Annotated in this window: 21 protein-coding genes, 1 pseudogene and 1 other annotated feature; of the genes and pseudogenes, 20 read left to right on the forward strand and 2 right to left on the reverse strand. The window is 47.0% G+C overall.

The window, feature by feature from the left end; genetic code table 11:
• Window positions 1–200 precede the first annotated feature (200 nt).
• The 12 genes and pseudogenes from spoIIGA (at window position 201) to NO352_RS04455 (ending at window position 10,911) form a co-directional block, all read left to right on the forward strand.
• Window positions 201–1,193 (forward strand): sigma-E processing peptidase SpoIIGA, encoded by a 993-nt coding sequence (gene spoIIGA, locus NO352_RS04400; protein ID WP_289354980.1) that lies wholly within the window; start codon window positions 201–203, stop codon window positions 1,191–1,193.
• A gap of 98 nt (window positions 1,194–1,291) precedes the next feature.
• A complete protein-coding gene (gene sigE / locus NO352_RS04405; protein WP_163975770.1) occupies window positions 1,292–2,014 on the forward strand; it encodes an RNA polymerase sporulation sigma factor SigE in 723 nt (240 codons plus the stop codon).
• A 131-nt stretch (window positions 2,015–2,145) separates the two neighbouring features.
• The gene (gene sigG / locus NO352_RS04410) at window positions 2,146–2,928 is read left to right on the forward strand and encodes an RNA polymerase sporulation sigma factor SigG (protein WP_005548072.1); all 783 of its coding nucleotides are present in this window, start codon (window positions 2,146–2,148) and stop codon (window positions 2,926–2,928) included.
• A 138-nt stretch (window positions 2,929–3,066) separates the two neighbouring features.
• Window positions 3,067–3,354 carry a YlmC/YmxH family sporulation protein gene (locus tag NO352_RS04415; RefSeq protein WP_040736008.1) on the forward strand — a complete coding sequence of 96 codons (288 nt, stop codon included), beginning with the start codon at window positions 3,067–3,069 and terminating at the stop codon, window positions 3,352–3,354.
• A gap of 49 nt (window positions 3,355–3,403) precedes the next feature.
• Complete coding sequence (gene pgeF / locus NO352_RS04420) at window positions 3,404–4,255, forward strand: peptidoglycan editing factor PgeF (protein WP_268622569.1); 852 nt, start codon at window positions 3,404–3,406, stop codon at window positions 4,253–4,255.
• 53 nt (window positions 4,256–4,308) lie between these two features.
• A pseudogene (locus NO352_RS04425) lies at window positions 4,309–4,638 on the forward strand (alanine racemase); the annotation flags it as partial.
• A complete protein-coding gene (locus tag NO352_RS04430; protein ID WP_005548079.1) occupies window positions 4,638–5,090 on the forward strand; it encodes a cell division protein SepF in 453 nt (150 codons plus the stop codon). The pseudogene NO352_RS04425 and the gene NO352_RS04430, both read left to right, overlap by 1 nt.
• A gap of 2 nt (window positions 5,091–5,092) precedes the next feature.
• Complete coding sequence (locus NO352_RS04435; RefSeq protein ID WP_005548081.1) at window positions 5,093–5,365, forward strand: YggT family protein; 273 nt, start codon at window positions 5,093–5,095, stop codon at window positions 5,363–5,365.
• A gap of 19 nt (window positions 5,366–5,384) precedes the next feature.
• Window positions 5,385–6,176 carry a YlmH family RNA-binding protein gene (locus tag NO352_RS04440; protein ID WP_005548083.1) on the forward strand — a complete coding sequence of 264 codons (792 nt, stop codon included), beginning with the start codon at window positions 5,385–5,387 and terminating at the stop codon, window positions 6,174–6,176.
• 85 nt (window positions 6,177–6,261) lie between these two features.
• Entirely contained in the window at window positions 6,262–6,753 is a 492-nt protein-coding gene (locus NO352_RS04445; RefSeq protein WP_005548085.1) for a DivIVA domain-containing protein, read from the forward strand.
• A gap of 63 nt (window positions 6,754–6,816) precedes the next feature.
• Window positions 6,817–7,121 (forward strand) — a binding site (T-box leader).
• Between the two features lie 54 nt (window positions 7,122–7,175).
• Window positions 7,176–10,268: an isoleucine--tRNA ligase gene (gene ileS, locus NO352_RS04450; protein ID WP_289354981.1), complete on the forward strand. Its 3,093-nt coding sequence runs from the start codon at window positions 7,176–7,178 to the stop codon at window positions 10,266–10,268.
• Between the two features lie 355 nt (window positions 10,269–10,623).
• Complete coding sequence (locus NO352_RS04455; RefSeq protein WP_005548091.1) at window positions 10,624–10,911, forward strand: DUF5665 domain-containing protein; 288 nt, start codon at window positions 10,624–10,626, stop codon at window positions 10,909–10,911.
• Here NO352_RS04455 and NO352_RS04460 read toward each other — a convergent pair.
• Window positions 10,905–11,651, reverse strand: a complete 747-nt coding sequence (locus NO352_RS04460) for a TraR/DksA C4-type zinc finger protein (RefSeq protein ID WP_289354982.1) — start codon at window positions 11,649–11,651, stop codon at window positions 10,905–10,907. The two genes, NO352_RS04455 and NO352_RS04460, sit on opposite strands and share 7 nt — an antisense overlap.
• 180 nt (window positions 11,652–11,831) lie before the next feature.
• Here NO352_RS04460 and lspA point away from each other — a divergent pair, with 180 nt between their 5' ends.
• The 3 genes from lspA (at window position 11,832) to NO352_RS04475 (ending at window position 14,768) form a co-directional block, all read left to right on the forward strand.
• The gene (lspA, locus tag NO352_RS04465) at window positions 11,832–12,338 is read left to right on the forward strand and encodes a signal peptidase II (RefSeq protein WP_289354983.1); all 507 of its coding nucleotides are present in this window, start codon (window positions 11,832–11,834) and stop codon (window positions 12,336–12,338) included.
• Window positions 12,339–12,367: 29 nt separating this feature from the next.
• Window positions 12,368–13,330, forward strand: a complete 963-nt coding sequence (locus tag NO352_RS04470) for an RluA family pseudouridine synthase (RefSeq protein WP_262867012.1) — start codon at window positions 12,368–12,370, stop codon at window positions 13,328–13,330.
• A gap of 184 nt (window positions 13,331–13,514) precedes the next feature.
• A complete protein-coding gene (locus tag NO352_RS04475; protein WP_289354984.1) occupies window positions 13,515–14,768 on the forward strand; it encodes an LL-diaminopimelate aminotransferase in 1,254 nt (417 codons plus the stop codon).
• 71 nt (window positions 14,769–14,839) lie between these two features.
• Here NO352_RS04475 and NO352_RS04480 read toward each other — a convergent pair whose 3' ends face one another.
• Window positions 14,840–15,019: a hypothetical protein gene (locus NO352_RS04480; protein ID WP_268640007.1), complete on the reverse strand. Its 180-nt coding sequence runs from the start codon at window positions 15,017–15,019 to the stop codon at window positions 14,840–14,842.
• A gap of 107 nt (window positions 15,020–15,126) precedes the next feature.
• On the opposite strand from NO352_RS04480, the gene pyrR reads away from it, so the two are divergent.
• The 5 genes from pyrR (at window position 15,127) to carB (ending at window position 22,387) form a co-directional block, all read left to right on the forward strand.
• A complete protein-coding gene (gene pyrR / locus NO352_RS04485) occupies window positions 15,127–15,669 on the forward strand; it encodes a bifunctional pyr operon transcriptional regulator/uracil phosphoribosyltransferase PyrR (RefSeq protein WP_005548102.1) in 543 nt (180 codons plus the stop codon).
• Between the two features lie 5 nt (window positions 15,670–15,674).
• Window positions 15,675–16,583, forward strand: coding sequence for an aspartate carbamoyltransferase catalytic subunit (locus tag NO352_RS04490; RefSeq protein ID WP_289354985.1), 909 nt, complete (start codon window positions 15,675–15,677; stop codon window positions 16,581–16,583).
• Between the two features lie 97 nt (window positions 16,584–16,680).
• On the forward strand, window positions 16,681–17,955 hold the full coding sequence (locus tag NO352_RS04495; protein ID WP_289354986.1) for a dihydroorotase: 1,275 nt from the start codon (window positions 16,681–16,683) through the stop codon (window positions 17,953–17,955).
• A gap of 81 nt (window positions 17,956–18,036) precedes the next feature.
• Window positions 18,037–19,167: a carbamoyl phosphate synthase small subunit gene (locus NO352_RS04500; RefSeq protein ID WP_005548108.1), complete on the forward strand. Its 1,131-nt coding sequence runs from the start codon at window positions 18,037–18,039 to the stop codon at window positions 19,165–19,167.
• 1 nt (window position 19,168) lies between these two features.
• Entirely contained in the window at window positions 19,169–22,387 is a 3,219-nt protein-coding gene (gene carB, locus NO352_RS04505; RefSeq protein ID WP_289354987.1) for a carbamoyl-phosphate synthase large subunit, read from the forward strand.
• Window positions 22,388–22,425 lie beyond the last annotated feature (38 nt).

Consider the following 22,425-nt stretch of genomic DNA (forward strand, 5'->3'; position numbering starts at 1 on the left):
GCAGACGCTTTTTTGCATTTCCCACAGCATTCTATCAGGATAGCTTGCCTCCACAGAAATAGAATCTCGAACGTAGATCGGAATGATCGACAAAAAAAGTGTCATTCCACACCCATCATTAGACAGACTTCGAATACAGCACTCTTTATACTAATTAATAACTTCCCAATAGTTGGCGGCTGAAGAAGGAGGGAAGCGCATTGACCGTCATCTATGCCGATCTTCTATTCGGCCTTAATCTGGTATTGGATTGGACGCTGCTCCGCATGACAGCGAGAATTCGCGGCATACAATTTTTGCGTTGGCGCCTCGCTGCTGCTGCAGGGTTAGGTACCGTGTATGCAGCGGTTCTTTTCATTCCCACCTATCCGATACTGTATACGTACGTTGGTAAATTACTTTTATCTATACTTATGATCATCTTGGCGTTTGGATTTCATAATGCCGGATATTTTCTTAAAAATGTTGGTGTCTTTTATTTTTCGGCCTTTGTCATTGCGGGAGGAGCGTTCGGCCTGCAGTATTTGCTGCAGGATGCACGTGCTTGGTCTTTGTCCCATCAGGCATCACAATGGATTGCTGCTCACCGTACTTCCTTTCAGGCAGGGATAGGCTTTCTCATTGTTGCACTACCAGCTTCTTATGCGTTGTTCCGTCTCGTATGGCGTCACAGCGCTCGGCAGCAGCAGGTAGTGAAGCAACTGGTGCAATTGGATATTTATATCGGCGATACAATTCGCCAATGTACAGGGCTTGTAGATACGGGGAATCATCTGCGAGATCCATTAGGAGGGGCGCCTGTTGTTGTGACGGAAGCGAGATTGTGGGAAGGCATTTTCCCAGCAGAGTGGTTGAACAGGCTTCGATCTGAACAGCCATTTGATATGCTGCAGTCTTGGACAGGAACAGGAGAAGCTGGTGCGATTTTGGATGAATCCCGCCTGCGGCTCATCCCTTATCGCGGTGTGAATCGTGATATGCAGTGGATGATCGGCTTGCGTCCAGATTCGATTCGAATCCGGACGGAGAGCGAGACTTATGTAAGCAAAAAAGTGATTATTGGGCTGGACATGGGGACATTGTCTCATGATGGAGCCTTCCAAGCTATCGTACATCCAGATTTGATGCAAGATTCAGGTAGAGAAGAAGCAAGCTATCATTCTATGCCGGACTCTTCTCATCGTGCTTCGTAAGGCGGCCGCTGGAGAATGAACTGCTATAATACTACCGATTGTACCGAAGTACCTGATACGAACGACCCTGTCATCACTATGTTTTAGGAGGATTGGCGATGCGTTTGCAATGGAAACTGATGATGCAGCTTCAATATTATCGGCTGTTGTTCTGGCTCGGACTGAAGCGGGATGAGATTTATTATATTGGAGGCAGCGAGGCACTTCCTCCCCCGTTAACACGTGAGGAAGAGGAGTATCTGCTGTCACGGCTGTCGACTGGGGAAGCGGCAGTACGTGCGATGCTAATTGAACGTAATTTGCGCCTCGTCGTTTACATAGCGCGCAAATTTGAAAATACAGGCATTCATATTGAAGATCTGGTGTCGATCGGAGCAATTGGTCTAATTAAGGCTGTGAATACATTTGATCCGGAAAAAAAGATTAAGCTCGCGACTTACGCCTCTCGCTGTATTGAGAACGAAATTTTGATGTATTTGCGGCGTAACAGCAAAACAAGAACAGAAGTATCCTTTGACGAGCCGCTGAATATCGACTGGGACGGCAATGAACTGCTGCTGTCAGATGTACTCGGTACAGAGAATGATACGATCTATAAAAATATTGAAGAGCAGGTTGACCGTAAACTGCTGCATAAAGCATTGGATAAGCTTAGCGAGCGTGAACGAATGATTATGGAATTGCGCTTTGGCCTGACGGATGGAGAGGAAAAAACGCAGAAGGATGTTGCGGATATGCTTGGCATCTCGCAGTCATATATATCACGTCTTGAGAAGCGGATTATTAAGCGTTTGCGCAAAGAATTTAATAAGATGGTGTAAACGTTTCAAAGCTTGGACGGATGCGGAATACGGCTTGATCGGAACGAATCGGGTGCTGGGAGTACAGGAATAAAAAAGAACCCCGGGGAGATAATGTACATTAATGTTTCATCCCTGGGAGGTAATCACGAATGACCCGAAACAAAGTCGAAATTTGCGGTGTCGATACATCGAAGTTGCCCGTCCTCACGAACGCCGAAATGAGGGAGTTGTTCGTGTCATTACAGGAACGAAACGAGCTATCGGCTCGGGAGAAGCTGGTAAATGGTAATTTGCGGCTCGTATTGAGTGTGATCCAGCGATTTAACAACCGAGGCGAATTCGTTGATGACTTGTTCCAAGTTGGCTGTATTGGACTGATGAAGGCGATCGATAACTTCGATCTTGGTCAGAATGTTAAATTCTCTACATATGCGGTGCCTATGATTATCGGAGAAATTCGCAGATACCTGCGTGACAATAACCCGATCCGAGTGTCTAGAAGCTTGCGGGACATCGCCTATAAGGCATTGCAAGTTCGCGATTCGTTGACGAATCAGAACTCACGGGAACCGACGATACATGAAATTTCGGAAGCACTGAATGTTCCGAAGGAGGATGTTGTGTTCGCACTGGACGCGATACAGGATCCGGTATCTTTGTTCGAGCCGATTTACCATGATGGAGGTGACCCGATCTATGTCATGGATCAAATTAGCGATGAGAAAAATAAGGACGTATCCTGGATCGAGGAAATTGTGCTGCGGGAAGCGATGCGAAAGTTGAACGAACGTGAGAAGATGATTTTATCGATGCGTTTTTTCGAAGGCAAAACCCAAATGGAAGTTGCAGACGAGATTGGCATCTCTCAGGCACAAGTATCAAGACTGGAGAAGTCAGCGATCAATCAGATGCAGAAGCACGTACGCACGTAATATTTGATTGGTAAAATAAGCCGTCCGCGGTTAAGCGGCGGCTTTTTTTGCATCTGACAGGGCATTTTGGCAAGTGGACTCATATACTAAGGTATGTACGCTGGCTACGGTCAAATTCCTTGTAGAATGGTGATTGCGATGAAAATTTCTGATTTTCAAACGAAGGATGTAATCAACATAATAGACGGTAAGAAACTAGGTCAAGTAAGTGATGTAGAGCTTGATATGAAGCAGGGAAGAATTGAATCCATCGTTGTGCCAAATTACAGTAAATTTATGGGGCTGTTTGGTGGTGGGAGTGAATTGATTATCCCGTGGCGGAATATCGTCAAGATTGGTGCTGATGTTGTTCTGGTGAAAATGGAGGAAATGAAGCCAGCACGAACTGAAGAATATGACAGTGCTTCCTTTGTGCAGAAACAATAGGCTTCGCCATATGGTTTGTGGTAAACTGTACGGTGAGGTGATTATCGTCATGGAACCATTTCAATTGCAGAAGTCAAAGACTTCAGAGGGGCCTGTTCTGCTGGAATTGAAGAAATGGACAGATTCCTATCCGGAGTTGACAGCTGGATTTACAACAAGAAATGGCGGCGTGAGCAGCGAGCATTTCGACTCTTTGAACTGTGCGCTGCATGTGCTCGATAATGAAGCAGATGTCATCCACAATCGCAAGCTTGTCGCAGAAGCATGCGGCATGCCGTTTGAAGCATGGACATGTGGTGAGCAGGTGCATGGGAGTCATGTTCATGTCGTTACGCAAAATGAACGAGGAAAAGGAAGAATGAATCGTACTGATGCGATTCAAAATACGGATTCTTTGGTTACTGATGTTACGGGAGTTCTATTAGCTTCTTTTTATGCCGATTGTGTTCCATTGATGTTCCTGGATCCCGTTCAGCGTGTCATCGGTCTTGCGCATGCAGGTTGGAAAGGAACTGTCAGCAATATTGGTGCTGCAACGGTACATAAGATGCAGGAGCAGTATGGCTGCCGTCTTGAGCATATTCAAGCAGCAATTGGGCCATCGATTGGTTCCTGTTGCTATGAGGTGGACGAGCGCGTAATTGCCGAGGTACGGCGTGTATTCGAAGGCTGCCAACAAGCAGAGCGCGTGCAGGATGTCGTTATTCGTCCGACATCAGTTGGGCATGCTATGCTTGATTTACGTGAATTGAATCGACATTTGTTGATTGAAGCAGGAATTTTGGCAGCAAATATCGAATGTACTACACTGTGCACTGGGTGTAATATCGATATGTTTTATTCCCACCGTATGGAGGGAGGAACTACAGGTCGTATGATGAGTTGGATAGGCTGGAAGTAGGGATAATTGAATGACGACCCGGCATCGAGAAAGAAGCTGTAGTGCATCCTAGTCGCTGCTTCATTCAGATGAATATCTCGGGTGAAGAATCCAAGTATGGATTGGAACCGGAACAAGCCGCAGCATTTGTAGAGCAATTGCGCGCGTTTCCTCATATTGGGCCAATTGGACTTATGACGATGGCTCCATACGAAGCTGAACCGGAACAAACGAGACCCGAGTCCGCAAATTGTAAGTTGCGAGACGAATTGGAATCATCGTTGTCCATATCATTGCCGCACTTATCGATGGGGATGTCCAATGATTTTGAGGTCGCTATGGAAGAGAGGGCGACACGGCTGAGACTTGGATTCGTCCTAGTTGGGAAGGAAGGGGAAACGTAATGGGTGTAATGAACCGATTTATGAATTTTCTAGGGCTTCAGGAAGAAGAAGAAATCATTGAGCGCGAGAAGGTAGTAACGGATATGCATGATCAAGAAGTGGAAGCACCGTCATTCGATCAGCGCAGATCCTCTAAATCCACTAATGTAGTAAGCATACACTCACAGAAGTCTTCCAAGATGGTGCTGTATGAGCCGCGTTCCTATGACGAGGCACAAGAAATTGCTGATCACTTGCGTTCACGGCGCTCGGTTATCGTGAATCTGCAAAGAGTTCGAAAGGATCAAGCCTTTCGAATTATCGATTTCTTGAGCGGTACTGTCTATGCGTTAAGTGGGAATATATCCAAAGTTGGTGGAAATATATTTGTGTGTACCCCCGAGCAGGTTGAAATTCAAGGTTCCATTACAGAAATTCTTCAAGACGATTACGATTACATGCAAACGAGGTGACCTTGTTGGAGTATCAGATTGCTGAATATGTGTATTACCTGTTCAACATATACAGATGGCTAATTATTGTTTATATTTTGATGTCTTGGGTGCCTAATGTACGAGAGAGCTCAATCGGGGAGATTCTGGGCAAGATTGTTGAGCCGTACTTGGCCCCATTCCGCCGCATTATCCCTCCAATTGGTGGGATGCTGGACATCTCTCCGATCGTGGCTTTATTTACGCTTGAATTCGTGTACAGAGGCGTTCTTGCTGTACTACAGTATTTCATTTAGTAATAGGTGAGTGCCGAAGATGACAGCAAATGAACATATCTATTCGCATTTTCACCCTGATGAGCGTGTGTTTGTTGATCGTGCTTCTGAATGGGTGGAACGTGCAGCACAGCTTCACGAGATCCGTCGTACTGACTTTTTGGATCCGAGACAAGCCTTTATTTTGACAACACTTGTCAATCGGAATGCCGATGTTCAGCTGCGCTTGGATGGCGGGCACGAGCATGCAGAGCGCAAGCGTGCGCTTATCGCTCCCGACTACGTATATGCAGAAGGAGAAGAAATGGGGATGCATATCCTTCAAATCACCTCTCTTGACCGCAATTGGGAGCAGCTTGAGCATGGTGATTTTTTGGGAGCTGTGCTTGGTCTTGGCATAAAGAGGGACAAAATTGGCGATATTCACGTTAGTGATGATCGCTGTCACATTGTCATAACAGAAGAAATTGGGGCTTTTTTGGATACACATCTGCGGCAGGTACATCGCGTCAATGTTCTAACAGACATTGTTCCTTTGTCGGAACTTCAAGCCACCCATGCAGAGTTGAAGATGATGACTCTAAGTGTGGCGTCCCTTCGGCTGGACGGCATCGCTAGTGATGTATTCAGACTCAGCAGAACGAAGATCGTAACGCCCATTAAGGCAGGGCGCTGCAAGGTGAATTGGAAGGTGGAAGAGAATCCATCTACTCAGCTTCATGCTGGAGATGTTGTTTCCCTGCAAGGGTTTGGACGGTTCAAGGTAATAGACATTGAGGGCGTATCGAAAAAAGGCCGCATGCGCATTTCGGTAGGTACTTATACTCGTTGAGCATACTCCGGGCTGTACGATTCAGCTGCGTATGTTCAACATAACAATTTTCCGCATGCTTTGTAATTTTGAGGAGGTGCACACGATGCCATTGACACCATTAGACATACATAACAAGGAATTTAGCCGCAAGCTGCGCGGTTATGATGAGGACGATGTAAATGAGTTCCTCGATCAAGTAATTAAAGATTATGAAGCGCTTATTCGCGAGAACAAGGAATTGCAAAACCATGCCAATGCCTTGCAGGACAAGCTTGACCACTTCGCGAATCTTGAGGAAACCTTAAGCAAAACGATCATCGTTGCACAAGAAGCTGCGGATGAAGTGAAGAATAATGCGAAGAAGGAAGCACAGCTGATAGTCAAGGAAGCGGAGAAAAATGCAGATCGTATCGTCAACGATGCCCTTGCAAAGTCTCGTAAGATCGCGTTGGAAGTTGAGGAACTCAAAAAACAATCCTCTATATATCGTGCGCGCTTCCGTACACTGGTTGAAGCTCAGATGGAACTGCTCAATCAGGATGGCTGGGATGCGCTTGAGCGTGAAGAAGTGAAGGAAGTTAAGGAATTGTATTAGTCAAGTATGCTCCTGATTGACAATTATCGCAAAACACGATATAAATATGTATTATTAATAACGTGATATTCAATGACGGGAACGCGCTGACACGCCCATCCGTTCTTCAGAGAGTCGGAGCAGGTGAGAACCGACGAACGAATCGTGTCGAGACATCATCCCAGAGAAGATATGCTGAATGCAGCCGATGGATGTAATAACGAAGCTTATACATCTCATTTTTGCTTAAACTGTAAGCATGTCCGGATCCCCTCCGTTATCTGGGGCTTGTGTGCATAGGCATGCAAGAACGAAGGTGCCGTGCTAATATCATGCTAATGATTGGTATGGAACAAGGGTGGTAACGCGAGCAGAACCTCGTCCCTTTTTGGGAGGAGGTTTTTTTGTTTTCTCAATACGTATCGAAGAAAGGAAGTATCACTGTGAGAAAAGTTGATGTCAAAGAACGCGCCCGGGAACGGGAGCTGCGTGTACTGGCGAAGTGGAACGCGGAAGATACATTTGCAAAATCCATTGAGCAGCGCGCAGGCAAACCTAATTTCGTATTTTATGAAGGACCGCCTACAGCGAACGGAAAGCCGCATATTGGACACGTTCTCGGGCGTGTTATTAAAGACTTTATTTGCCGCTACAAAACGATGTCCGGCTATCGTGTTGTCCGCAAAGCGGGTTGGGATACACACGGCCTGCCGGTAGAGCTTGGCGTAGAAAAGCAGCTTGGTATTTCTGGCAAGCAGGAAATTGAGAACTATGGAGTTGAAGCGTTCGTTAAAAAATGTAAAGCGAGCGTATTTGAGTATGAAAAGCAATGGCGTGAATTAACCGAAGCAATCGGCTATTGGACCAATCTTGACGATCCGTATATCACGCTCGATAACAACTATATTGAAAGTGTATGGCACATCCTTTCCACGATTCATAAAAAAGGATTGCTGTACCGTGGTCATCGCGTAAGTCCATACTGCCCCTGCTGCCAAACTACACTCAGTTCGCATGAAGTAGCACAAGGCTATGAAACGGTTAAGGATCTGTCTGCAACTGTTAAATTCAAACTGCATGATAATGGCGAATATGTGCTTGCTTGGACAACAACACCTTGGACATTGCCGGCACATGCCGCGCTTGCCATGAATCCAAATATGGAATATGTGCGCGTTCAGCAAGAAGACGGTGTATATATCGTCGCGAAGAATCTAGTTGAAGATGTGATGCAGGGCGAGTACACAATCTTGTCTGAGCATAAGGGCTCTGAGTTTATTGACAAGACGTATGCTGCTCCATTTCCATATGTTGTGCCTGAGAAGGGACATGTCATTGTCGCTGCTGATTTCGTAACAGATTCCAGCGGTACGGGTATCGTTCATATGGCTCCGGCTCATGGTGAGGACGACTATAAGAGCTGCCGTGAGAACGGAATCAGCTTCATCAACGTCGTAAATACACAAGGCCGCTATAACGATGAGGTTATTGATTTTGCAGGGCGCTTCGTCAAGGATTGCGATATCGACATCGTGAAGAAGCTTTCTGAGAATGGAACATTATACTCCAAAGAAAAATACGAACACAGCTATCCATTCTGCTGGCGCTGTAAAACACCGCTTCTTTACTATGCGACAGAATCGTGGTTCATTCAGACAACAGCGGTTAAAGATCAATTAATAGCAAATAACAGCAAGGTCGAATGGTACCCTGGTCATATTCGAGAAGGCCGCTTCGGCAACTTCTTGGAAGACTTGGTTGATTGGAACATCAGTCGTAACCGTTACTGGGGCACGCCGCTCAACGTGTGGGTGTGCGGAACATGTAAGAGTGAGTATGCGCCTGAGAGCCATCAGGACTTGCGCAACCGTGCAACGTCTCCAGTTGATGAGAACCTAGAGCTGCATAAGCCATATGTGGATGAGGTTAAGCTGCATTGTCCGCATTGTGAACACGGTGTAATGGAACGTACATCTGAAGTAATTGACGTATGGTTCGATAGCGGCTCGATGCCATTTGCACAGCATCATCATCCATTCGGAGATGAGAAGAAGTTCGAAGAGCAGTTCCCGGCAGATATTATCTGTGAAGGGATTGACCAAACTCGCGGCTGGTTCTTCAGCTTGCTCGCCGTATCAACGTTGTACAAGGGTGTAGCGCCATACAAGGCTGTTATTTCAACGGGTCACGTACTCGATGAAAACGGACAGAAGATGTCCAAATCAAAGGGCAATGTTATCGACCCATGGGATATTATCAATGAGTACGGTACGGACGCATTCCGCTGGGCATTACTGTCTGATAGTGCGCCGTGGAACTCGAAGCGCTTCTCGAAGCAAATCGTAGCAGAAGCAAAATCTAAAGTGATTGATACGCTTGTAAACACACACGCCTTCTATGCTCTTTATGCTTCGATCGATCAATACGATCCAAGTGCCTATGAAGAACGTCAATCGAACAATAAGCTCGATCGTTGGATTTTGTCACGCCTGCACACGCTGATCGCTAGTGTAAGCAAAGGACTGCAAGCGAATGACTTCTTGAATCCTGCAAAAGCGATTGAGTCCTACATCGATGAATTAAGCAACTGGTATATCCGTCGTTCACGTGACCGTTTCTGGGGCAGTGAAATGACAGAGGACAAATTGTCCGCATACCAAACGCTTCGTCATGTTCTGCTCACACTGTCTAAGCTCATCGCGCCTTATGCACCGATGATTGCAGAAGACATCTACATGAACCTCGGCGGCACAAGCGAGAGCGTACATTTGGCGAGCTACCCTGTCGCTGATCAAGGATTGATCGATGCAGAATTGGAACGCGATATGGAAACAGCTCGTGAAATCGTAGAGCTGGCTCGCAATGTTCGCAATGAAACAGGAATCAAGACTCGTCAGCCGTTGTCTGAGCTGATCGTATCCATGGATCGCGAGTTCCATCTTGCGAGCTATGATGAGGTCATTAAAGAAGAAATCAATGTGAAGGATATTCGTTTGGAAACAAGCGACTCTGGATTCGTTGATTTTACATTGAAGCTGAATCTTAAAGTAGCGGGCAAGAAATACGGCAAAAATGTCGGAGTTCTGCAAGGTGCACTGAAAGCGATGACTCCAGAAGAAACACGCCGCATCGTGGAATCGGGTATGTGGAACTTCACGAATCAAGAAGGCGAGAGCTTCGAGGTGACACGCGAAGAGCTTCTGATCGAGAAGCAAGCAAAATCCGGCTTTGCGTCAGCGTCTGGTTACCAAATTACAGTCGCATTGAATACGGAAATTACACCGGAACTGGAGCAAGAGGGTTGGGTTCGTGAAGTGGTTCGCGGTATCCAAGACTTGCGCAAAAAGCTTGATTTGCCAATTGAGAAGCGGGTAAATATCGTATTGGATGTGGATGCGGAATTGCAGGCTGCGATTCAAGCGTTCGAATCAACATTGCGCGACAACGTGCTCGTTGCGAACTTGTCATTCGGCTCTCAAGACGGTATGGAATCAGTTGATTTGGGACAAAAGTCGATCCGCGTGGCAATTGCTTAATTGTACAGCGTATAGATCCCTCCTGTTCGGGAGAATCTATAATGGTCTGAATCGCGAACGAGAATGAAGAGGGGAGAGCGTTGACCGCAGATGGGTATTCCATCTGTTCGGTCACGCTCTTTTTGTGATATAAGGGGATGCAGCATATCGGCTTTAGAAGAGGAGGAAACTGTCAATGAAAGCACATGATTCGAAACATTCGAAGGATTATCGTACCGAGCATAGACATGATCCGATTCAAGTCAAGAACGATAATACCAGCGTTAGCGAGCGAGAAGTGGCGGATTCAGAGACCCCAGCAGAGCCGCGTTTATCTGCCGCTGCCGCTTCGCAAGATACAGAAGATGCAAAAAAAATGATGAAGAGCATTCATGATTATACGCTGCAAATTGCACAATCGATGGAGAAGTCAAGAATTGCTGAATATAATGAATTATTGTTTAACCCGCGCAAGCTGATCTGGATCAATCTGATGGGCGGCGCAGCACGCGGTGTTGGAATTGCTATCGGATTTACGATATTTACAGCTATCATTGTTTACATCTTGCAATATCTAGGAGCACTCAACTTGCCTATTATCGGTGATTTTATTGCTGACATTGTGCGCATCGTTCAACATCAGCTCGACACCAAATTTTATTGATTTTCATCGAGATCTGAATCGTAATCGCGATCAGGCTCGAACAGGCCAGCACCCTCATGGTTATTCATATACTGACGATATTGTCGATTGCGAACAATGGAAACATGGCGGCCAGTCAAGTCTGTAGCAACGAAGCTTTCATATGCTTCTACACACCCGTCGAGCTCTTCAGATGCTTCAATATATAAGTTGCCATAATCATCGACTTCGCGCTCTTCGTGCATGGCAGGCGTATTAGAAGTTCCCCATGACTCAACGATTTGCCAGGCGTCCTCGCCGTCAAATCCGTTTTGTGTATCTTCGTCAAGGCTTGTTCGTCCGAATGGAGGAGTTAAGAATTCTTCTTCAATCGGGCGGTTCTGGGATATCATTTGTTCAGGACAATGTTCAACGCAATACATCGTGGAAGGGACGGCCTCCAAACGTTCATATGGGATGTCATTGCCACACACAACGCATTTGCCATATTGCCCTTTCTTCATGCGCGATAAGGCTGTGTCGATGCGATCCAGCAGGATCTCATCATGCTCGTTCAACGCAATGTCCTTGCCGCGTTCGAACATTTCAGTGCCAACGTCGCCTGGGTGATTATCCAATGTGGACAACTCCCCTGTATTTTCACGGAGTGAGTTGGACAAGCCATAATGATCTCCTCGATGCAGACGCCGCTCGATTTGAGCCTTGGATTGCAGCAATTGCTGCTGTAAGCTGTTTATTTGCTCAGTTGAAAGTTGAGACATCAGTGCGGGACGCTCCTTTCGCATTGGCGTAACTTACAACTAGCATGTGCAAATTGGAGAGGGTTCCTGCGTGGTAAATGGCGTAGGCAATGGATTGGTTTGGGTTAGGTTCCTGTGATACAATGAGCAAAGCTTCAATTGAATAACATAATTAAAATTAAAATGAGGTGACTGTGGCACGTGTGGTACTATATTATCGCCTTTATCGTATTGCTGATTGATCAAGTAAGCAAATGGATGATTGCTACGAACTTGCAGTTGGGTGAGAAAATTCCAGTAATAGGCAATTTCTTCTTGATCACGTCCCATCGCAATACAGGAGCGGCCTTCAGTATTTTGGAAAATCAGCGCTGGTTCTTCATTGTCATTACGATAGTGGTTGTAATCGGACTTGTATGGTATATGCAAAAAATTAGACATCAGAGCGGGATCATACTACCGCTTGGATTAAGCCTTATTTTGGGTGGTGCAATTGGCAACTTTATCGATCGTTTGCTTACGGGTGAAGTTGTTGATTTTCTTCAATTTAACTTTGGTTCCTATACATTCCCGATCTTCAATGTTGCAGACATGGGGATTTGTATTGGTGTCGGGTTGGTTCTACTAGACGCTCTCGTTACGGTGAAGCGCGAGAATCATTCCGGTTCATCTGCGGAGCATAATGACAACACAACGAATCAAGCATAGGGATAGGAAGAGAAAGGAACATAAGCACAATGACAGATGAAAAAAACGTACAACCACAAACGGGGGATGAAGGGCGTGAGCCATACATATGGAGGGTAGAACCTGCTCATGCGAAGGATCGGATTGATAAATTCATTACCGAATCCATTGAAGAGGATGTCTCTCGATCACAAGTACAGCTCTGGATTCGTGATGAGCATGTACTCGTCAATGGTCAGCCTGTAAAATCGAATTACAAGGTGGCTGTGGCTGATGTCATTACATTAACGATGCCGGAGCCAGCCTCAGCTGACATTATTGCTGAGGATATCCCTCTTGATGTGTATTATGAAGACAAGGACGTTATTGTCATTAATAAGCCGCGCGGAATGGTTGTCCACCCAGCGCCAGGGCATACTTCAGGTACCGTCGTCAATGCATTGATGCATCATTGCCGTGATTTGTCCGGCATTAACGGTGAGCTTCGACCAGGAATTGTCCATCGAATTGATAAGGATACCTCGGGCTTATTAATGGCAGCCAAGCATGATCGCGCACATGTTCATTTGGCAGAGCAGCTAAAAGAACACTCAGTTATGCGTAAATATGTTGCACTTGTGCACGGAAATGTGCCCCATGATCAAGGAACGGTTGATGCCCCAATTGGACGAGATACCCATGACCGCAAGATGTATACCGTAACAGAGAATAATAGCAAGCATGCAGTGACCCATTTTAAAGTATTGGAACGGTTTGGAGATGCAACGCTTGTTGAATTGCAATTGGAAACCGGGCGTACGCATCAAATACGTGTGCATATGAAGTTTATTGGTCACCCATTAGTAGGCGATCCGATGTATAGCCGGGGGACTCGTGGATTGACAATGAATGGGCAGGCCTTGCATGCGATGACGCTTGGCTTCGTACATCCAACGAGTGGGGAAACCTTGGAATTCCATGCTCCGATCCCTGAGGATATGGAGAGTCTGCTGCACTCGATTCGTAATAGATAATCATATTATGCAAAATTAAACCATGGTTTTTGGTTAAAATACGGTTCTTTTATTGATATATGTGTGAAAAAAGTGCAAATAGTATTGAAGATCATTCATTCCTTTTGTCGTCAAAATCGAACATAGTTATTACAGTGGCATCATAACCGATATAAGATTGATGCAAAAGAAGGAGCTGTATAGGATGACGACAAAATACTATCAAAACACATATATTCAGCATACATTTGCAGACCGGATTGGCGGATCCAATTATGGAAAGGATACAAATATTTATAAGTTTGAGAAAATCAAACGGGCCAAGATTGCTGCCAAATTGCAATACCCTGACGTTGAACTAATTGATATGGGTGTTGGCGAGCCGGATGAGATGGCAGATGCGGGAATCGTAGCTACATTGGCTGAAGAAGCAGCCAAGCCCGAAAATCGCGGCTACGCAGATAATGGTATCTCGGAATTCAAGCACGCTGCTGCAAAATATTTGCAGGAAGTGTTCCATGTTGAGGGAATTGATCCAGATACAGAGATACTTCACTCTATCGGAACGAAGCCTGCATTAGCCATGCTTCCTTCTTGTTTTATTAATCCAGGAGATATTACGATCATGACGGTTCCTGGCTATCCAGTAATGGGAACACATACGAAATATCTGGGTGGAGAGGTTTACAACATTCCGTTAACCGCGGACAATCATTTCCTGCCTAATTTGGATGCGATTCCGGAAGAGATATGCAAGCGAGCGAAGCTCTTATATTTGAATTATCCAAACAACCCAACTGGCGCTGTGGCGACAGTTGAGTTTTTCACGAAAGCCATTGCTTGGGCGAAGCAGCATCAGGTTATTATCGTTCATGACGCTCCTTATGCGGCATTGACATATGACGGCAACAAGCCGCTTAGTTTCTTGAGCGTACCGGGTGCCAAAGATGTAGGCGTAGAGCTCCATTCCCTGTCCAAGTCGTACAATATGACAGGATGGCGCATTGGATTCATTGCTGGTAATCCGCTGATTGTGAAGGCATTCGGAGATGTTAAAGATAATAATGATTCCGGTCAATTCATCGCGATCCAAAAGGCTGCTGCGTACGGGCTTGCTCATCCAGAGATTACAGAAGCAATTGGGGCCAAGTATTCCCGCCGTCATGATTTGCTTGTTGCCGCACTGAATGAGGCAGGCTTCCATGCTGTTAAACCACAAGGCTCCTTCTTCTTGTATGTTGAGGCTCCTAAAGCGGTGCAAGGCGGGCCGGAATTCCATACAGCAGAGGATTTCTCCCAATATTTGATCCGAGAGAAATTGATCTCTACCGTCCCATGGGATGATGCAGGCCGTTTTATTCGTTTTTCTGTAACGTTCCAAGCGCAAGGCGAAGCGGAAGAAAAGCGGGTTATGAATGAACTGAAGCGTCGACTGATGGATGTAGAATATATCTTCTAGTATTTGTTTGCAAGTAATAACTTGACATGTAACGTGAGAAGTGGGATAATCCAGTTAATCAAATAAGACCTTTAAATCAGTCCCGAGAGGCTGGCAAGGTAACGCTCGTTTACGAGAAAGAACACGTGAAGAGCGGAAGGAAGAAGTGTATCCGTCAGAGGCCGAGAGCTATGATGGAACGCGAACAGCTTCTTCGTTCTGCGCTCTATCTTCATGCGGATTCTTTCCGCGCATATCGTGAATGCACACAACTCCTTGCCTCCGGGCAAGGAGTTTTTTTGTATCTGCGCACACTATCGATATACAGTCTTGCCCTAACTTATATAAGGGCTGGAATACGGAAGGAGACAATGAAGAAATGAGCAATACCGAGTTCAACGTTATTATGGATGAAGCTGCAATACGGCGGGCACTGACAAGGATCGCACACGAGATTCTGGAGCGAAATAAAGGCATTGACAACTGTGTACTTGTCGGAATACGGACAAGAGGGATATTCTTCGCAAGGCGAATCGCGGAGCGAATCCAACTGATCGAAAATGAGACAATTCCTGTTGGAGAGCTTGATATCACGAGATACCGAGATGACAACAAGCGCGATGAACGGGAGACGGCTGACATTAGCGATCCATTTCCAATACAGGATAAGAAAATTATCCTGTGCGACGATGTGCTCTACACTGGCCGGACGATTCGTGCGGCAATGGATGCGCTCATGGATCAGGGAAGACCGCAAATGATTCAACTGGCGGTACTGGCAGACCGGGGACATCGTGAGCTGCCGATACGACCTGATTATGTTGGCAAAAATGTACCGACTTCGCGCACGGAAGAAATTGAAGTCGCCTTGAAGGAATTAGACGGCGTCGATGAAGTGAAAATCGTACACCACAGGGGGTAACAACAATGTCAATTCAGATGGAACGATCGGTAAAAGACCGCAGTCTGCTCGGCTTAAAGTCGTTAAGCAGATTCGAAATCGAATCGATTCTGAATCGTGCCGTACATTGGGATGAACAGCATGTCAAAGTTCAGAATGTGTTGAAGGATAAATTTGTAGCCAACATGTTTTTCGAGAACAGCACGCGCACCCGCTGTTCGTTCGAAGTAGCCGAGAAGCGCCTTGGCGCTGAGGTTATCAACTTCTCAACATCAGCATCGAGTGTCGAAAAGGGAGAATCCATCTACGATACGGTTCGAACGCTAGAATCGATGGGCATGGATGCAGGTGTTATCCGCTTGAAGCCGATTGGGCTCTTGGAACAAATTGCGGAGCGTGTCAAGATGCCGCTTATAAACGCAGGGGACGGCAATAACGAGCATCCAACGCAAGCGCTGCTCGACCTGTACACGATGCGCAAGCATTTCGGACAGCTGGATGGTTTACATGTCGCGATTGTCGGAGACATAGAGCACAGCCGGGTAGCACGTTCAAATCTATACGCGCTGCGCAAGTTCGGAGCGAACGTAAGCTTCTGTGCACCAGACAACATGCGCGCACATGATTTGGATGCACCGTATGTCACGATGGGTGAGGCTCTTCAAGCCGACGTTGTGATGATGCTCCGCGTACAACTTGAGCGCCACGAATCGGAAGTTATGCACTCAACAGAGGCGTACCGGGCAGAGTACGGCTTAACACTTGAACGCGTCGCACAGATGAAGAAACATTCGATTATTATGCACCCGGCGCCAGTCAACCGCAATGTAGAAATTGACGACGAGGTTGTCGAGGCTGAATCGGCACGAATTTTCGAGCAGATGGCTAACGGCGTTCCGGTGCGAATGGCCGTATTGGAAAGAGCATTAGTATAAAGTGTAAACCAATCATAAACAATTTCTTTCAATAGATAGAACAAGCATACTAAGCGGAGTAACGCTTCAAAATGGCATCGTAAGGAGAGAGAAACCGATGATCGTGTTGAAAAATGCAAAGATATTAAATACCGAAGGCGAATTGGTGGACGTTAACATCTGGATGGAAGACGGAATCATCCGTAAAATCACGAATCTCGAGGAAGCTGTTCCTACGGACGCAGATGTGCAAGATGTTGAAGGCAAATTCGTATCGGCAGGCTTCATCGATATGCACGTCCATTTGAGAGAGCCTGGCTTTGAACATAAAGAAACGATTGCAACAGGTACTCGCTCCGCAGCGAAGGGCGGATTTACAACAATCGCATGCATGCCGAATACGCGGCCAGTAACCGATACGCCGGAAACGGTGCAGCTTATTCTCGATAAAGCAGAGCAGGAAGGTTCGGTTAAGGTGTTGCCTTACGGCTCGATTACGAAAAATGAGCTTGGAAGAGAACTCACAGACTTTGTAGCCTTGAAAAACGCTGGAGTCATTGGCTTCACTGATGATGGGGTCGGCGTACAAAATGCACAAATGATGAAGGATGCGATGAACTGGGCCAAAGAGCTGGATATGCCGGTGATCGCACATTGTGAAGACGACTCCCTTGTTAAAGGCGCAGCAGTAACGGATGGGGTTTTCGCCCGCAAGCATGGATTGAAAGGAATTCCGAATGAATCTGAAGCGATTCATGTAGGTCGAGATGTGCTTCTGGCAGAAGCAACAGGAGTTCATTACCACATATGCCATGTCAGCACGGAGCAGTCGATACGGCTTATCCGCCAAGCGAAGCAAATTGGTGTAAAGGTAACTGCCGAGGTATGTCCACACCACCTGCTGCTCTCGGATGAAGATATTCCGGGTATGGATGCGAATTGGAAGATGAACCCTCCGCTGCGCTCGCCTCGAGATGTTGAGGCCTGCATTGAAGCGCTGGTGGATGGCACAATCGATATCATCGTCACAGACCATGCGCCGCACACCGAAGAAGAGAAGGCAAAAGGAATGGAGCTTGCTCCATTCGGAATTGTCGGATTGGAAACAGCATTCCCGCTTCTCTATACGAAATTCGTAGCGACTGGAAAGTGGCCGCTGTCCTTGCTTGTCAATCGAATGACGAGCGACCCGGCAAGAACGTTTGGTTTGAATACCGGGCGTATTGAGGAAGGCGCGCCAGCTGACCTTACCGTTATTGATTTGGATACTGAACGTCAGGTTAACCCGGATGAGTTCTTAACAAAGGGACGCAATACACCATTTACCGGCTGGAGCCTAAAGGGATGGCCGATGAAGACATTCGTCGATGGCCGTCTCGTATGGAGCAACTAACGAGATTACGAGTAACAAAATATAGATAGATGAAGACAAGCAACGGGAAGTGCATAAGATGGAGAGCGAGGAGTGACGAACATGCAAGCAAGATTGTTGTTGGAAGATGGTACCCTCTTTACAGGAACAGGGTTCGGAGCAGATGGTGAGTCTGTAGGCGAGGTTGTATTTAATACAGGGATTACAGGATACCAAGAGGTATTGTCCGACCCATCTTACTGTGGACAGATTGTAACGATGACTTATCCGCTAATTGGTAACTACGGCATTACGCGCGATGATTTCGAATCGATTCGCCCTTATGTGAACGGGTTCGTCGTGCGCAGACATGAAGAAGTGCCTAGTAACTGGCGCGCTGAATATTCAGTAGACCGACTGCTGAAAGAGTACAGCATCGTAGGAATCAGCGGCATTGATACACGCATGTTGACTCGCAAGCTTCGTCACTTCGGTACGATGAAGGGGTTGCTGACAACAGGCAGCCAATCTATTGAAGAGTTGAAGGAAATGCTCGGAGTCAGTGAGTTGATGCGGGATCAGGTAGCACGTACTTCGACAAAGCAGCTCTTCTCCAGCCCTGGTGATAAAGAACGAATCGTTCTCGTCGACTTTGGTGCGAAAAGCGGTATTGTGCGCGAATTGACGAAGCGCGGATGCGATGTAGTTGTCGTTCCTCATGATACAACAGCAGAGGAAATTCGTCGCCTGCGTCCAGACGGGATTCAATTGTCCAACGGCCCTGGGGATCCGAAGGATGTCCCTCATGCTGTAAAGATGCTACAAGAGCTTCTTGGAGAGTACCCAATCTTCGGCATCTGCTTAGGACACCAATTGTTCGCGCTCGCTTGCGGAGCAGACACAGGCAAGCTGAAATTTGGCCATCGCGGCGGCAACCATCCGGTTAAGGAGCTTGCAACGAATCGCTGCTATATTACTTCTCAAAACCATGGATATACGGTTCTGGAAGACTCGGTGCAAGGCACGGAGTTGAAGGTCACGCATATCAACAATAACGATAAAACGATTGAAGGACTTGCGCATGTGAAATACCCGGCCTTCTCGGTGCAATATCATCCAGAAGCAGCTCCTGGTCCGCATGATAGCAGCTACTTGTTCGACCAATTCATCGATATGATTCGTGAGCATAAACGCAATCAACCTAAGGTTCCGAGACAAGCGGAACTCGTAGCACAGCTGAAAGGGGAACTATAAAATGCCGAAAAATAAAGAGCTCAAGAAAATCCTTGTTATCGGATCAGGCCCGATTGTTATCGGTCAGGCAGCTGAGTTCGACTATGCAGGAACACAAGCATGTGAAGCCTTGAAAGAAGAAGGCATGGAAGTCGTTCTCATTAACAGCAACCCTGCTACGATTATGACAGACACGAATATGGCAGATAAGGTATACATCGAGCCAATTACACTAGAATTCGTTACTCAAATCATTCGGCAAGAGCGCCCAGATGGGTTACTTCCAACCTTGGGCGGGCAAACAGGCTTGAACATGGCAATGGAGCTTGCTCGTGCCGGCGTGCTTGAGCAAGAGAACGTCAAGCTTCTCGGTACACAGCTTGATTCCATTGAGCGTGCAGAAGACCGCGACTTGTTCCGCGACCTGATGCGCGAATTGGAGCAGCCAGTGCCAGAGAGTGTTATCGTCAATTCGGTACAGGAAGCGGTTGACTTCGCGAACACGATTGGATACCCAATTATTGTCCGTCCTGCTTATACGCTCGGCGGAACGGGTGGCGGTATTTGCGCGAACGAAGAGGAACTGCGCGATACAGTAGCATCAGGCATCCGCTACAGTCCAATTGGACAATGCTTGATTGAAAAGAGCATCGCTGGCATGAAGGAAGTCGAGTACGAGGTTATGCGTGACGCGAATGACAACTGCATCGTGGTCTGCAACATGGAAAACTTCGACCCAGTAGGCGTCCATACAGGTGACAGTATCGTAGTTGCACCAAGCCAAACGCTGTCGGATCGCGAGTATCAAATGCTGCGCTCCGCATCACTTAAAATCATCCGTGCGCTCAACATTGAGGGTGGATGTAACGTTCAGTTCGCGCTGGATCCACACAGTTATCAATACTATGTCATTGAGGTAAACCCTCGTGTCAGCCGTTCTTCTGCGCTCGCTTCGAAAGCAACAGGTTATCCGATTGCGAAGATGGCGGCGAAAATCGCAGTTGGCTACACACTCGACGAAATCGTGAACCCAGTTACGGGTCAAACATACGCATGCTTTGAACCTACGCTCGATTACATCGTATCGAAGATTCCGCGCTGGCCGTTCGATAAATTCACACAAGCGAACCGCAAGCTCGGTACGCAAATGAAAGCAACTGGCGAAGTCATGGCAATTGGGCGTACCTTTGAAGAATCCATACACAAGGCAATCCGTTCCCTAGAAATCGGCGTGCATCGCTTGAAGTTGAAAGGTACAGAAGAGCTGGATAAGGAAACGCTGGAATATCGTCTAAAAACACCAGATGATGAGCGTATGTTCTTGTTGGCAGAAGCGTTCCGCCGCGGCTACACACTGCAGCAGCTCCAGGATTTGACGAAAATCGACTGGTGGTTCCTTGACAAGCTGGAGGGCATGGTCAAGTTCGAAGGTCGTATTCGCGGAGAAGAAACTTTGTCTGAGCAAACATTGTACGAAGCGAAGCGCATGGGTTTCACAGACCGCGCGATTGCTGAGCTGCGCAGCGAAGGCCAGCCAGGCGGAGCTTGCACGAAGGAAGTAGAGGTTCGTGAATATCGGGAACAGCAAGGCTTGAAGCCTGTATATAAAATGGTAGATACATGTGCCGCTGAATTCGAAGCGACTACACCGTACTACTACTCCACATATGAAGTAGAAAATGAAGTAATAGAGTCCAATAAAGAAAAAATCGTCGTGCTCGGCTCCGGTCCAATCCGTATCGGTCAAGGTATCGAGTTCGATTACTCGACTGTACATGCAGTATGGGCAATTCAAGATGCAGGATATGAAGCAGTAATCATCAATAACAACCCTGAAACCGTATCGACAGACTTCAATACATCGGATCGCTTGTACTTCGAGCCGCTCTTCTTCGAAGACGTTATGAATGTTATCGAGCAAGAGAAGCCGGTAGGGGTTATCGTCCAGTTCGGTGGACAAACAGCGATTAACCTTGCAGCGCCACTTGCTGCTGCGGGTGTGAAAATTCTCGGTTCGAGTCTGGAAAGCATTGATGAAGCAGAAGACCGTAAGAAATTCGAAGCCTTGCTATCGCGCCTGCATATTGCACAGCCGCAAGGCAGCACGGTTACATCTGTCGATGAGGCAGTAGGAACGGCACAAACTCTTAGCTACCCGGTGCTCGTTCGTCCATCATATGTCCTTGGCGGACGCGCGATGGAAATCGTGTACTCCGATCAAGAGCTGCTCACATATATGGAGCAAGCAGTGAAAATCAATCCGGAGCATCCGGTTCTGATTGACCGCTACATGCTCGGCAAGGAAGTAGAAGTCGATGCAATTTGCGACGGCGAGACAGTGCTTATCCCGGGTATTATGGAGCATGTTGAGCGCGCAGGGGTACACTCCGGCGACTCGATTGCGGTATACCCGCCGCAGCATCTGTCGGAAGAGCTGAAGCGGCAAATCGTCGATGTTACGATTCGCATCGCGAAGGAACTGAAGACGGTCGGTTTGATTAACATCCAGTTCGTTATCTTCAACGACCAAGTATATGTTATCGAAGTGAATCCTCGCTCCTCGCGTACGGTTCCATTCCTAAGTAAAGTTACAAACGTTCCAATGGCGAATGTTGCAACAAAGCTTATCTTGGGTGCGAAGCTGAATGACCTTGGTTATCAAGAGGGCTTGTGGCCAGAAGATGATCATGTATCGGTTAAGGTTCCGGTGTTCTCGTTCGCGAAGCTGCGCCGAGTTGAACCAACACTTGGCCCTGAGATGAAATCAACAGGAGAAGTAATGGGTCGCGACAAGCAATATGCGAAGGCATTGTACAAAGGCCTCATCGGCTCCGGAATGAAAATTCCTTCGACTGGTGCCATCATCTGCACGGTAGCAGACAAGGACAAGGAAGAAGCGGTAGAGTTAATGCGCGGATTCGCAAGCCTTGGCTACAAAATTATCGCAACAGGCGGAACAGCGGTTGCACTTGAAAATGCAGGCTTGAGCGTTACCCATGTGAAGAAGCTGACAGAAGGCTCGCCTAACATCCTGGATCTCATCCGCGGAGGAGAAGCGCACTTTGTTGTCAACACCTTGACGAAGGGTAAAACACCAGAACGCGATGGCTTCCGCATTCGCCGCGAAGCAGTAGAGAACGGCGTAGTCTGCATGACATCGCTAGATACTGTACGCGCACTGCTGGGTATGCTGGAGCAAATCAACTTCTCATCCCGCGCAATGCCGGTTGTTCAGAAGTAATCATCGAAGAAATCATCGAAGAAATAGACGAGTATCGT

The sequence above is a fragment of the Paenibacillus sp. S-12 genome (assembly GCF_030363895.1).
Lineage (GTDB): Bacteria > Bacillota > Bacilli > Paenibacillales > Paenibacillaceae > Paenibacillus_B > Paenibacillus_B alvei.